This is a genomic window from Haloarchaeobius sp. HME9146, assembly GCF_025399835.1.
GTDB lineage: Archaea > Halobacteriota > Halobacteria > Halobacteriales > Natrialbaceae > Haloarchaeobius.
Genome location: NZ_JAODVR010000002.1, coordinates 662,492 through 674,682, shown reverse-complemented (window position 1 = coordinate 674,682; position 12,191 = coordinate 662,492). Strand labels below are relative to the sequence as shown.

Below are 12,191 nucleotides of genomic sequence, written 5' to 3'. Positions count from 1 at the left end.
CCCCCGCGAACAGCGCGTGGGTGTGGGGGTCGACGAAGCCCGGCAAGACCGCCTGGCCGGCCGCGTCGTAGCTCTCGTCCGCCGCCGACGGCGGGTGGTCACCCGTCACCTCGTCGGTGTCGCCGACCGCGACGATCTCGCCATCCTCGACCGCGATGGCCGCGTTGTGGATGAACTCCATCGGTTCGTCGGTGCCGGGGCCGACGGCGAGTTCCTCGATGTCGTAGACGACGAGGTCGGTCACGCCGACCACCCCGCGAGGAAGTGCGCGACGGCCCTGGCGGCCGCGTCGACCGTCAGCCCGTCGCGGTCCAGCGACGGTGCGGTCTCGACGACCTCGAAGCCGGCGACTCGGTCGTCACTCGCGGCCAACCGGAGCATCCGGTAGAGTTCCCGGGTCGTGATGCCACCGGGTGTGGGCGCGCTCGCGCCGGGTGCGAACGCCGCGTCGAGGACGTCCACGTCCACGGAAACGTACACGTGGTCCACGTCTCCCAGCGAGTTGATGGCCTTGTCCACGGCGTCGACCGCGTCGTCGCCGACCTCCTCGGCGACGCGAATCTCGGCCTCGTGCTCGCGGACGAAGTCGTCGTATCGGGTCGAGGTCTCGAAGTGGCGCGCGCCGACGCAGGCGTAGGATTCGAGGCCCTTCTCGAACAGTTGGCGGTACGGCGTGCCACTGGTCGGGCCGTCGTCGGGGACCTCGCGGCAGTCCAGGTGAGCGTCGAAGTTGAGGACGCCAACGGAGCCGGATTCGAGGAGTGGGCTGACGTTCGGGACCGTCAGCGAGTTGTCGCCGCCGAGGAACACGGGCAGTGCGTCGGTCTCGTGGACCGCCGCGGTGGTGTCCGCGACGATGTCCTGCACCATCGCCACGTCCCCGCTCGGGATGGCCACGTCGCCCAGGTCCGCGATTCCGGAGACCGGGCCGGCGTCGAAATGGTGGGTCTTGACGCCAGCCAGGGAGTCGCGGATGGCGTCCGGTCCGTCAGCCGCGCCCTTCCGGCCGATGACTGCGCCGTCGTACGGTTCGCCGACGATGACCGCGTCGTAGTCGCCCGCCGTGTCGAGGGTGGCCTGTGCGACCACGTCACCGAACTGTACGTCGTTCGGGTCGCTGGAGGTGCCCTGCCAGACAGGCGGCTCTGTGAACGTCGTCATTCGTCTTCTCGCATCGGCACCCGGACGTTCGAAACCTTCGCTTCGTCGAGGGCTTCCTCGTAGCCCGCGTCGGCGTGACGGATGACGCCCATGCCGGGGTCGGTGGTGTACACCCGCTTGGCCTTCTCGGCGGCGAGGTCGGAGCCGTCGAGGACGACGTGGTTGTTGGTGTGCAGCGAGTTCCCGATGCCGACGCCACCGCCGTCGTGGACGCTCACGATGTCCGCGCCGGAGGCGGTGTTGAGCAAGGCGTTCAGGATGGGCCAGTCGGCGACCGCGTCGGAGCCGTCTTTCATGGCTTCCGTCTCGCGGTTCGGGGAGGCGACGGAGCCGGCGTCGAGGTGGTCGCGGGTGACCACGACGGGTGCCGAGATCTCGCCCTCGGCGACGAGTTCGTTGATGCGCAGGGCGAACTTCGCGCGCTCGGTCAGGCCGTCGTCGTCGGTCGAGTAGCCCAGCCAACACACGCGGCTCGGGAGACCCTGGAAGTGGACCTGCTCCTGGGCGAGGTCGATCCAGCGGTGGAGGTGCTCCTTCTCGGGGAACAGCTCCAGTATCTCCTCGTCGGTCCGGTGGATGTCCGCGGGGTCGCCTGAGAGCGCGGCCCAGCGGAACGGGCCCTTCCCGCGGCAGAACAGCGGCCGGATGTAGGCGGGCACGAAGCCCGGGAAGTCGAACGCGTCGTCGCGACCCTTGTACTCCTTGACCTGTCCGCGGATGTTGTTCCCGTACTCGAACGCGATTGCGCCCGCGTCCTGCATCGCGAGGATACCGTCGACGTGACGCTCCATCGTGTCGATACTCTCCTCGACGTACTTCTCGGGGTCGCGCTCGCGCAGGTCGTCGGCCTCCGCGACGGTGTAGCCCGAGGGGTAGTAGCCCTCCAGTTCGTCGTGCGCCGAGGTCTGGTCGGTGACCACGTCCGGGACGAAGCCACGGTCTTCCATCCCCTCGAACATGTCCGCCGCGTTCATGTGCAGGCCGATGGAGTACGGTTCGCCCGCCTCGGCGGCTTCCTGGGCCTTCTCGATGGCCTCGTCCAGGTCGTCCGTCTTCTCCATGCAGTAGCCCGTCTCGATGCGGCGGTCGATGCGGTGCTCGTCGACTTCCGCGGCGATGCAGACCCCGTGGTTCATCGTCACGGCGAGGGGCTGGGCACCGCCCATGCCACCGAGGCCACCAGTTACCGTAATCTTCCCGCGCAGACCGTCGTTGTCGGGGTAGTGCTGGCGGGCGAGTTCGGCCAGCGTCTCGTAGGTCCCCTGGATGATGCCCTGAGTGCCGATGTAGGCCCAGGAACCGGCGGTCATCTGGCCGTACATGATGAGTCCCTTCGACTCGAGCTCGTGGAAGTGCTCCCAGTCGTCCCATTTCCCAACCAGATTCGAGTTCGCGATGAGGACTCGCGGGGCGCGCTCGTGAGTCTGGAAGACGCCCACCGGCTTGCCGGACTGGACGAGCAGCGTCTCGTCGTCTTCGAGGTTCCGGAGTTCGTCGAGGATGGCGTCGTAGGCGTCCCAGCTACGCGCGGCGCGGCCGGTCCCGCCGTAGACGACGAGTTCCTCGGGTTTCTCGCCGACCTCGGGGTCGAGGTTGTTGTTCAGCATGCGCAGGGCCGCCTCCTGTCGCCACCCCTTGCACTCGATGTCCGTGCCTGTCGGGGCCCCCTGGTACTGCTTCCACTGCTCGGAGGGCTCGCCGACGTCGTGTTTCCGCTCGGGCTCGGGTTGTTGCGCCATACCTGATACTTGTGGTGCCATCCCAAAGACGTAAGGGCAGGCCTGTGCTGGTGTCTTTATATGCTAGAGGCGGTCCTCCGCGTCCGCGACCATAGTTCCTACGCCCGGGCTACCGCCGATAGCGACGCCCGAATCGACCTCTGGTGCAACGACCACTGCGACCTCCTGCATGTGGTCGGCCCAGTCGAGACGGTGGCGGACCTCGCGGCTGCCGAGGTGGGGGTCAAAGAACGGGTACAGGCAGACGACGAGTGCCTCCTCATCACCGACGAGTGCCTGCGCGACCACGCGGAGACGACCATCGACGCCTACCTCGCCCGCCACGACTGCCTGTTGCTCCCGCCGATTCGATACGAAGACGGCGAGAAGGTCGTCCGCGTGCTCGCACTCGATGCCGAGCGCCTCACCGCCTTCTTCCGCGACCTCGTCGCCGATTTCAACGTGACCGTCGAATCCAAACGCGAGGTCGCCTCGCCGGCCCGTCGGTCGCCCTCGTCGGGACTCGACGCGGTGCTTCCCACGCTGAGCGAACGCCAGCGCGAGATACTCCTGGCTGCCCACGAGGCCGGCTACTACGAGATTCCGCGCGGGACCGCCATGACCGACATCGCCGAAGTATTCGACATCGACCGCCGGACCGCAGAGGAACACCTGCGAATCGCAGAGCGCAAACTGTTCGACGCGGTCGTGCCGTATCTGTGAATACGCCGACGACTGGTCGACTCTGCACTCGCCTTCTCTACGTTGAAAGGGTCGTGCAGGTCCCCTCCTATCACCTACCCCAGCAGTGCCTGTATCACGACCAGCGAGGCGACGCTGACGAGCACCAGCGCGGTGAGTACTAGTGCAACGGGGCGGACCCCCGTCTCTCGGAGGTCCGCCACGTCGACGCTCAGGCCCAGACCGGCGAACGCGAACAGGAACAGCCAGCGGTAGGCGTTGGTCAGCTGGGTCGTATCGGCGGACGAGACGAGCGCGGTCGATGTGAGGACCATGACGGCGAAGAAACCGATGACGAACTTCGGGAAGGAGGCCCAGAGGGCCGCAGGAGAGACGGTCGATTCTCGGTCTTCTCCACGCCTTGCGTACCGCACGGAGTAGACCGCGACGAGGCCGCCGAGCAACAGGTTTCGTGTGAGCTTCGTGACGGTGGCCCACTGGCCGGCCGTCTCCGAGACTGCGAAGCCGGCGGCCGTGACGGGGCCCGTGCTGTACATCGTCAGGCCGGCCCAGACGCCAAAGACGCGGTCTGCGAGGCCGAGCCACTCGCCGATGGCCGGGTAGACGAACAAGGTGACGACGTCGAACAGGAGGATGGTGCCAGCGGCGTAGGCGATCTGTTCCTCGTTCGCGCGGATGCTCCCCGCGACGCCGACGACCGCCGAGACACCACAGATTCCTGCGCCGGCGGCCAGCAGCGAGCCGAGTTTCTGGGGCACGTCGAAGAGGAAGGCGGCGAGGAGTTCGACGAGGAGAATGGTCGCGACGACGCCGAGGGCGACCACGAGCGCGAGTTCAGCGCCAGCGTCGAGCAACGTCTCGATGGAGATCCGCGCACCCATCAGGACGATGCCAGCCTCGAGCCAGAGCTTGTGCGTCTCGGCGCCGGGTGATAGCCGGTCGGGGACGCCGACGAGATTCCGCAGCAGAATGCCGATGGCGACCGCCGCGATGAGGGCGTTGACGTGCGGAACAACGTCGCTCAGAAAGCGAGCCACGAAACCGATGCAGACGAGTGCAGCGACGCCGGGGAGGTACGACCGCAGGCTCCCCACGAGAGTGGGGGAATCAGCCACGTCAGCGCCACTGCCTTCTGTCACCGCTGGTCACCAGGGAACCGTCGCGCCGATCTCGACCAGCAGAGTGACGGCGATACCGACGCCCACGGCTTTCCAACCTCGGTCGATGGTTGCCCAGCGGTGCAAGAGTATCTCGCTTACGGATGTGGGTTCTGTTGATGACATGTCGGTGGTTGGCTGTCGCGTGGTTGGCGTCCCTCCGAGGTAGCGGATACTTTTTCCGCGGTCGTGGTCGAAGATGATGACGACGCTGACGTAATGTCGGTCGTCGATGAAACCGAGATGGTCCTCGACGCTCCTGTGTCTGTCCGAGCGTCTGTCCTGGTAGGATTAACATCCTTCGGTCTGTGCGAGGATCTCGAAGGGAGAAGCGGCCTGCCTCTCCAGACCTGCCCAATAACCAGCAACAATTCCCGGTATCGCAGACGGTGGGCCGACAGCGACCACCGGACGGAGAGACACCGCCGTATCGCGAAGAACGCTCTCGGCGGAACTCGTCCAACAGTTCATTGGCTAAGATTCACGGAGGGGCTACCCCTGTCCGGTAGAAATCCCCGCAAGACGTTTCCACTTCCTCGCCCGACGTTCAGACGATGGCCGCCGATGCGAGCGACACGCCGACGGACGAGACCACCGAAGACGTCCGAGTCCTCGCCCGCCGCGCAGACGGCCTGCTCGTGCGTGACCTCGCCGACGGCCCGGACTGGGACGCGACCAGAAATGCTGAAGACCCCCTCGCCGCACTCGACTCGCAACTCGGCGGCACGTTCCTCCTTCGCGCGACTGACTACCCGGTCCGGTTCCAGCGACAGGTCGACCGACTCCGCCCTGGGTACCGCGTCGGGGCGCGCCTGACGCGCGAACCCGATAGCTGGGCGTTGGATTCGACGACAGAACTCACCGTCCACGAGGCCGTGACGGTCGATTACGCGACAAAAGCCAGGTGGGCGTTCGCCCCCGCGGAAGGCCTGTGGCAGGACGCCGTCGAGGCGGCGGGCGGAGACCGACGCGTCGCGTCAGGTGCAGAGGTGCTGACCGACGACGGCGACCAGCCCATCGCTCACTGCCACGTGTTCGCGGACCCCGCCGGCGTCCCGCGACCTTCGATGCTCGCCGAGATGCGCGACGGGCGATCCGCACACCTCGAACTGTTCGCCAGCGACCCCGGCGAGGACCTCTCTGGTGACGTCATCGACGTCATCGTCGTCTCCCCGGCAGAGCGCCCCTACGTCGCGGTCCTCTCGGTGGCGACCGGCGGGGAATGGCTCTCGCACGACGTGCGCGAGGAGGTCGGGCTTCCCGTGGTCCACGCCGGAACGACCGGCTCGCGGACCGCCGCACAGCCGGTGCGCTGGCACGACGAGTACCTCCGGCACGAGCGGGTCGACGGGCAGGACCGGCTGTACGAGCGCGAAGGCCAGAACCCCACCGCCGATGCCACCGGGGACACCGGGTACATCGACGTCTCCAGAGGCACCGTCGAAAGCACCTCGACTCTCAGGGTCGCCGAAGCCGGCCCGGATCTCGTGTTCACGAGCACCGCAGCGGGTGACACAGTCGAAGTCGCGCGTGTGCAACTCCCGATTGACTGATATTTTCTACGCCGCCCGATACACGGAAAATGTGGGCGTACTGTTGGAGGGTCGGTCAGGAACGGATACCTGACGGTCATGCCACGTTGATAGTGTGGCTAGTGAAGGATGTTGAAGTCGATAGTTCAACACGAGGCTTGAGTAGCTGATGGTGCCCGCGAGTCAAATCAAGAGAACAACGAAAGTGAAAAATCTGTCTCTCTACAGAGAGTGGTCTTCAGGGGACAGTGTACGTCCCGATGATGTTGCTTGACGAGCCACTAGATGCGCCCCAGACGATGTTGACGGTCTGACCGGACGCAGCAGTCACGGGGAAGGTCTCCCCGGCGGTCCAAGAGGTATCCGTCCCGAAGGGCGACGTCTGGTCAGCTCCGTTTACGGTGAAGGTAATCTGGCCAGTTGCGACACCTTCCCCACCCTCGTGAGTGACTTCTATGTTGTTGGTGGCTGCACCGTTGTCCGCAAACGAGAAGCTCGCCTGCGGCACCTTCTCCTGGTTCCCGCCGATGTTCAGCACGAACGCGCCGATGACGGCCGCGAGGATGACTGTGATGGCGACCATGAGGATGACGCCGATGACCGGCGAGACTGCACGCTCTTCCGTGAATAGCTGTTTGAGTTTCATCTGTATACTCCCCGGATACAGGGCACCAGAGCGACGACTACGCGCTGAGAATCTCGGCGGGTTTCGCTGCTTCGGGGGCGACCCCGTAGTCCTTGCTGGAATAAGCACTCATTAGAATATAAAGTTTTCTTGGCTGTTATGTTTTTTACTATACACCAATTCTGGCTGATTTGTCGCTCGAAAAGAGGTGGTCCAGTCGGTCCAGTAATAACTCATTCCAACGGTTTATCTGCCAAGCCGAGGCCAGAGTCGCCGTTATGTGTACCAACTACTCGAAACGGCGGAGGCGATGAACGTGGGCCACCGTGCACTCGTGGCGTACCAACGAGCCGATGGTCGACTCTCGATACATCACTCCCAGTGGGGCGCACTCGGCTGGCAGTTGCTCACCACCTGCCGACCGAACAGCCCGTTCGGCGCGAATAACGACTGGGAAGCACAGTGTCACGAAGCCATCGTCGACGGTGAGGAACCAGACCCACCGACCGAGCCGGACACACCTGTCGACCCCAACCCCCGGACCGTGGTCGCCGACCTCGACGACCTCACCGGCCAGTTCGACTTCCTAGAATACGAGGCGTGTTACGTGGTTTCCCGGTCGGTCGACGTTCGTGGATTCCAGCCACTCTGGTTCGCGCGGGCCCTGCCGGACGCCGACCCTGTCGGAGACGGCGCACTCGTCTCACTTCGGCGCGATCGCGACCCGGTCGAGGACGCAGCTCGGCTCACGGCCTGGTTCCGGGGCGTCGCCGATACCATGGTAGCGATGCAAGAGCGAGGGGCTCTGACCGACGATGCTGTGCACGTCCATCTCCGCGAGCGCTGCCGCGAGTGGGCAGCGGACGGCCGCGAGGTGTACGTGGGCTGACCCTGTCGCGGGCCGTTTTTATACGCTCGCGCCGGTAGGGAGAATCGTGACGCGACAGGGAACGGCAGACGGCGACAGGACAGTCGTCACGCCGGACCACGAGACAGCCAGGTCCGTCGTCGACGACGGCCTCGCCGACGGTCAGCTCGTGACGGTGTTCGGCCGCTGCACCGTCAGCTACGACGGCCGGGCGACGAGCCAGCTCGGCCTCGGCGACCGCCACGTCATGTGCAAGCCCGACGGGACCGTGCTGGTCCACACCGACGAGGGACAGAAACCGGTGAACTGGCAGCCGCCGGGCTGCCGGCAGGAGGCACGGCTCTCTGAGGAGGGGACCCTGGAGCTATTCAGCACGCGGGACTCGCCGACAGAAGAACTGCTGGTCACCTTCGAGCGCATCCGGCAGGTCTCGGTCTTCTCCGTGATGGACGACGAGCAACTGACTCTCGCCGGCTCGGAGGAGGACCTCAGACAGCGCATTCTCGACGAACCGGACCTCGTCGAGTCGGGGTTCGTCCCGCTTGCGACCGAGCGTGAGACCGCCGCCGGGGCGGTCGACATCTACGGCCGCGACACCGACGGGAACGTCCTCGTCCTCGAACTGAAGCGCAAACGTGTCGGTCCCGACGCTGCAAGCCAGCTGAACCGCTACGTCGAGGCACTCCGCAGGGATCTGCACGCTGGCGCGACGATACGGGGAATCCTGGTCGCACCCTCCATCACCGACCGGGCGCGTCGGCTCCTGGCGGAGAACGGACTGGAGTTCGTCGCGCTGGAGCCGCCGTCGCCCTAGCTGCGGCTCCCGGTGTGCACGAGAGAAGACGGTACCGAGGCGTTACTGGTGACTGCCGAGCCGAAGGGTCCGTTGACGAATCTCGCCACAGCTCGGACAGAGGTGCGTGTAGCGCACGGTTCCGCCGTCCGTCTGAGCCTTCCAGTGGCCGTCCGCGTCCTCGTTGCCACACTTCGGGCAGACGAGGTCGACGTCGTAATGCGTCGTGAGGCGGTCGAACGCGCTCGCACCACGCCTGGTATGTGCAGACATACCATGGTCTACACCGTGCCGGCACAAAAAACGTCCGGTCAACATGTTGGCTGGATACTGATTCGTCTCGTGAACCGGTGAACGGCCACTCTGGCTGGACTGAAGAAACTCGAATCCCTGCGGGCTGTCGATATCCACCGGCAGTCAGCGCCGACAGACTCGCTCTTTTCACGCAGGAGCCAGTGGGTTCCGAGCATGGAACACGTCGACATCGACGACATCGAGAGCCAGTTCCTCGGAGACTCCGACCTCGACCGACGCGGCCTCTCGGACCCGCTTGGGACCAGCGACCTCGCCATCAACTACTACTCGCTGGAACCGGGAGAGTCCTTCTCGGGTGGGATGCACACCCATCTGGACCAGGAGGAGGTCTTCTACGTCATCCAAGGGACGGCCACGTTCGAGACTCCCGACGAGTCCGTCGAGGTCGGGCCCCACGAGGCCATCCGGTTTGCCCGCGGCGAGTACCAGCAGGGGACGAACGAATCCGACGAGCAGGTCGTCGGGCTCGCGCTCGGTGCCCCGAAAGGCAGCGAGGACGTCCGGGTCCCGATGGGCTGTCGCGAGTGCGGCGAGAGCGACTCGCTGCAGTTCATCATGGGCGAGGACGGCGAACAGCTCCGCTGTCCCGAATGTGGCATGACGAAGGACATCTGAAACCGGGACTCAGTCGAGTTCGCGCTTGAGGTCGTCGAGGATGCGAAGCGCCTCCATCGGCGTCGTATCCGCGACGTTCAGGCCGGCGAGACGCGCACGGACACCGTCGAGTTCGGGCGAACGGTCGACAGACCCGCCATCCGCGGTGGCTGCTTCTTCAGCACCGTCGACTCCCGGCTTTGCAACACCGTCGACCGACGCTGCCGGGTCGGCACCTGTCTCTTCCGCCAGCAGTTCGTGCGCTCTCTCCAGCACCGCGTCGGGCACGCCCGCGGCCTGGGCGACCTCGACACCGTAGGAGGCGGTCGCCGCGCCACGGCCCACGTCGTGGTTGAACTGCACCTCGCCGTCGACCTCGGTCGCGTCGAAGTGGAGGTTGAACACGCCGGCGAGGTCGTCGGCGACCGCGGTGAGTTCGTGGTGGTGCGTGGCGAACAGCGTGGTCGCGCCGAGTTCGTCGTGGACGTACTCCGTGACGGCCTTCGCGAGCGCGAGCCCGTCAGCGGTCGAGGTACCACGTCCGACCTCGTCGAGCAACACGAGCGAATCCTCGGTCGCGTCCCGGAGGATGTCCGCGAGTTCGGTCATCTCGACCATGAACGTCGACTGCCCACCGGCGATGTCGTCACTCGCGCCGACCCGGGTGAAGATGCGGTCCAGGATTCGCAGGTCCGCGGACGCGGCGGGGACGAAACAGCCAGCCTGTGCGAGCAGGCAGATGGTCGCGACCTGGCGCATGTACGTCGACTTCCCGCTCATGTTCGGGCCAGTGATGACCGCAAAGAACTCGTCGGCGTCGAACTGTGCGCCGTTGGGGACGAACGAGTCCTGGGTCTGCTCGACGACGGGGTGGCGGCCCGCCTCGATGTCGATGCCGGTCTCGGAGAACTCGGGCCGCGTGTAGTCGTTCTCGGCCGCGACGGTCCCGAACGACACGAGCACGTCGAGGGCAGCGATGCGGTCCGCCAGCGCCTGCACGCGCTCGGTCTCGGCCGCGACGGAGGACCGGACCTCCCGAAACAGGTCGTATTCGAGGTCGTCGGCCCGCTGTTCGGCCCGCAGAATCTCGTCCTCGCGGGACTTCAGCTCCGGCGTGTAGAACCGCTCGGAGTTCTTCAGCGTCTGGCGACGGTTGTAGTCGTCGGGCACCCGGTCGAGGTTCGGGTTCGTGACCTCGATGTAGTAGCCGTGGACCTGGTTCTTCCCGACCTTGAGCGAGTCGATACCCGTTCGCTCGCGCTCTTTCGCCTCGAGGGAGTCGATCCAGTTCTTGCCCGAGCGTTCGGTCTCTCTGAGGTCGTCCAGTGTCTCGTCGTACCCCGACTCGATGACGCCGCCCTCGGTCACCTCGATGGGGGGTTCCTCTCGGATGGCCCGGCCGATGAGGTCGCGCACGTCTTCGAGTTCGTCGAGGCCGTCTCGGAGGGTGGCGAGGCGGTCCGTTTCGAGGTCCGCCATCGTCTCCTTGAGCTCGGGAACCACGTCGAGCGTGTCCTTCAGCGAGCGCAGGTCCCGGGCGTTGGCGCGGCCGCGGGAGACCCGGGTGATGAGCCGTTCCACGTCGTACACGTCCCGGAGCAGTTCGTGGAGTCGCTCGCGTGCCACCGGGTCGTGGGCGAGTTCGCCGACCGCGTCGAGGCGGCCCTCGATTCGGTCCTGGTCGACGAGTGGGCGGCGGAGCCAGTCCGTGAGTTCGCGGCGACCCATCGCGCAGGCAGTCTCGTCCAGCACCTCGACGAGGGTCGCGCCCTCGACGCTTCTGACGGAGCGACGCTCGAACAGTTCGAGGCTGGCGATGGCGGTCGGGTCGAGGACCACGTACTCCCGCGGGTCGTACCGCGTGAGGTGGTTCAGGTAGTCAAGATAGCCCTCTTCGCCGCCGCGGGTGTACTCGGCGTAGGCGAGCAATGCACCGCAAGCGCGGACCTCGGCGTCGCCCGCCAGCAAGGCGTCGGGGTCGCCGAAGTACTCGGTGACCTTCGCGCGGGCCTTCTCGGTGGTAAACGCGGTCCGGTCGTAGGGCGAGACCATGCAGTCGGCAGGGAAGGTATCGGCGCTGGCGTCGGGCCCGACGATGGCCTCGGCGGGGTCGAACCGGCCGATTTCGTCCGCGACGGTCGGGGCGTTCGGCGGGGCCGTGGCGTAGAAGTCGCCCGTCGACACGTCGAGCACGGAGAAACCGTACTCGCCGCCCTCGCCGGTCGGGTCGTCGGGGTCGCCCGTCTTCGTGAGGCAGGCGACGAAGTTGTTGTCGTCGGTCGCGAGCAGTTCGGCCTCGGTCAGCGTCCCTGGTGTGACGATGCGAGTGACGGCCCGGTCGACCACGCCGCTGGCCTCGTCGGGGTCCTGCACCTGGTCCGCGACCGCGACCCGGTAGCCCGCATTCAGCAGCGATTCGATGTAGCTCTCGGCGTTCGCGATTGGAACCCCGGCCATCGGGTATCTGCCCGTCGAGTCCTCGCGCTTGGTCAGGGTCACCTCGCAGATGCGCGAGGTCGCCTCGGCGGCGGCACAAAAGGTCTCGTAGAAGTCACCGACCTGGAAGAGCACGAGCGCGTCGTCGTAGCGCTCGGTCAGTTCGTAGTACTGGCGCATCATCGGCGTCAGCTCGTCGGCCTGCTCGGCCATCTTCTCCGGCGGTCCGAGCGCTGCGTCCATACGCAGACGGCTGGTGGGTCGCGTGGAAATATCTGCTGGATTCGGGT

General features: G+C 66.0%; 11 protein-coding genes and 1 pseudogene. 5 read left to right on the top strand and 7 right to left on the bottom strand.

Translation table 11 applies throughout. The features are described 5' to 3' along the window. From N6C22_RS20930 to hutU, 3 genes and pseudogenes are all read right to left on the bottom strand, one after another. A pseudogene (locus N6C22_RS20930) lies at window positions 1-244 on the bottom strand (imidazolonepropionase); the annotation flags it as partial. Beyond that, entirely contained in the window at window positions 241-1,161 is a 921-nt protein-coding gene (gene hutG, locus N6C22_RS20925) for a formimidoylglutamase (protein WP_261653159.1), read from the bottom strand. The pseudogene N6C22_RS20930 and the gene hutG, both read right to left, overlap by 4 nt. Then, on the bottom strand, window positions 1,158-2,900 hold the full coding sequence (gene hutU, locus N6C22_RS20920; RefSeq protein WP_261653158.1) for a urocanate hydratase: 1,743 nt from the start codon (window positions 2,898-2,900) through the stop codon (window positions 1,158-1,160). The genes hutG and hutU overlap by 4 nt, the downstream gene beginning before the upstream one ends. 60 nt (window positions 2,901-2,960) lie before the next feature. Between hutU and N6C22_RS20915 the strand changes: the two genes are divergently transcribed. Next, on the top strand, window positions 2,961-3,602 hold the full coding sequence (locus N6C22_RS20915; RefSeq protein WP_261653157.1) for a helix-turn-helix domain-containing protein: 642 nt from the start codon (window positions 2,961-2,963) through the stop codon (window positions 3,600-3,602). Between the two features lie 74 nt (window positions 3,603-3,676). Here N6C22_RS20915 and N6C22_RS20910 read toward each other — a convergent pair whose 3' ends face one another. Next, window positions 3,677-4,720: a YeiH family protein gene (locus tag N6C22_RS20910; RefSeq protein WP_261653156.1), complete on the bottom strand. Its 1,044-nt coding sequence runs from the start codon at window positions 4,718-4,720 to the stop codon at window positions 3,677-3,679. A 572-nt stretch (window positions 4,721-5,292) separates the two neighbouring features. On the opposite strand from N6C22_RS20910, the gene N6C22_RS20905 reads away from it, so the two are divergent. Continuing rightward, a complete protein-coding gene (locus tag N6C22_RS20905; protein ID WP_261653155.1) occupies window positions 5,293-6,291 on the top strand; it encodes a hypothetical protein in 999 nt (332 codons plus the stop codon). Between the two features lie 217 nt (window positions 6,292-6,508). Here N6C22_RS20905 and N6C22_RS20900 read toward each other — a convergent pair whose 3' ends face one another. Further along, entirely contained in the window at window positions 6,509-6,916 is a 408-nt protein-coding gene (locus tag N6C22_RS20900; protein ID WP_261653154.1) for a type IV pilin N-terminal domain-containing protein, read from the bottom strand. 259 nt (window positions 6,917-7,175) lie between these two features. On the opposite strand from N6C22_RS20900, the gene N6C22_RS20895 reads away from it, so the two are divergent. Together N6C22_RS20895 and nucS are read left to right on the top strand one after the other, a co-directional pair. Further along, window positions 7,176-7,784 carry a DUF6735 family protein gene (locus N6C22_RS20895; RefSeq protein ID WP_261653153.1) on the top strand — a complete coding sequence of 203 codons (609 nt, stop codon included), beginning with the start codon at window positions 7,176-7,178 and terminating at the stop codon, window positions 7,782-7,784. Window positions 7,785-7,830: 46 nt separating this feature from the next. Further along, complete coding sequence (gene nucS / locus N6C22_RS20890) at window positions 7,831-8,577, top strand: endonuclease NucS (protein ID WP_261653152.1); 747 nt, start codon at window positions 7,831-7,833, stop codon at window positions 8,575-8,577. Between the two features lie 42 nt (window positions 8,578-8,619). Here the strand turns inward: nucS and N6C22_RS20885 are convergent, their stop codons facing one another. Beyond that, window positions 8,620-8,829 carry an HVO_0649 family zinc finger protein gene (locus N6C22_RS20885; RefSeq protein ID WP_261653151.1) on the bottom strand — a complete coding sequence of 70 codons (210 nt, stop codon included), beginning with the start codon at window positions 8,827-8,829 and terminating at the stop codon, window positions 8,620-8,622. Window positions 8,830-9,024: 195 nt separating this feature from the next. Between N6C22_RS20885 and N6C22_RS20880 the strand changes: the two genes are divergently transcribed. Further along, window positions 9,025-9,486 carry a cupin domain-containing protein gene (locus tag N6C22_RS20880; RefSeq protein ID WP_261653150.1) on the top strand — a complete coding sequence of 154 codons (462 nt, stop codon included), beginning with the start codon at window positions 9,025-9,027 and terminating at the stop codon, window positions 9,484-9,486. Between the two features lie 9 nt (window positions 9,487-9,495). Here the strand turns inward: N6C22_RS20880 and mutS are convergent, their stop codons facing one another. Further along, window positions 9,496-12,144 carry a DNA mismatch repair protein MutS gene (gene mutS, locus N6C22_RS20875; RefSeq protein ID WP_261653149.1) on the bottom strand — a complete coding sequence of 883 codons (2,649 nt, stop codon included), beginning with the start codon at window positions 12,142-12,144 and terminating at the stop codon, window positions 9,496-9,498. Window positions 12,145-12,191 lie beyond the last annotated feature (47 nt).

What these genes read in the sequence shown, in the direction of transcription:
- hutG (WP_261653159.1), bottom strand. Translation starts at nt 1,161, where the DNA reads ATGACGACGTTCACAGAGCCGCCTGTCTGGCAGGGCACCTCCAGCGAC.
- mutS (WP_261653149.1), bottom strand. Translation starts at nt 12,144, where the DNA reads ATGGACGCAGCGCTCGGACCGCCGGAGAAGATGGCCGAGCAGGCCGAC.
- hutU (WP_261653158.1), bottom strand. Translation starts at nt 2,900, where the DNA reads ATGGCGCAACAACCCGAGCCCGAGCGGAAACACGACGTCGGCGAGCCC.
- N6C22_RS20880 (WP_261653150.1), top strand. Translation starts at nt 9,025, where the DNA reads ATGGAACACGTCGACATCGACGACATCGAGAGCCAGTTCCTCGGAGAC.
- N6C22_RS20885 (WP_261653151.1), bottom strand. Translation starts at nt 8,829, where the DNA reads ATGTCTGCACATACCAGGCGTGGTGCGAGCGCGTTCGACCGCCTCACG.
- N6C22_RS20915 (WP_261653157.1), top strand. Translation starts at nt 2,961, where the DNA reads ATGCTAGAGGCGGTCCTCCGCGTCCGCGACCATAGTTCCTACGCCCGG.
- N6C22_RS20905 (WP_261653155.1), top strand. Translation starts at nt 5,293, where the DNA reads ATGGCCGCCGATGCGAGCGACACGCCGACGGACGAGACCACCGAAGAC.
- N6C22_RS20900 (WP_261653154.1), bottom strand. Translation starts at nt 6,916, where the DNA reads ATGAAACTCAAACAGCTATTCACGGAAGAGCGTGCAGTCTCGCCGGTC.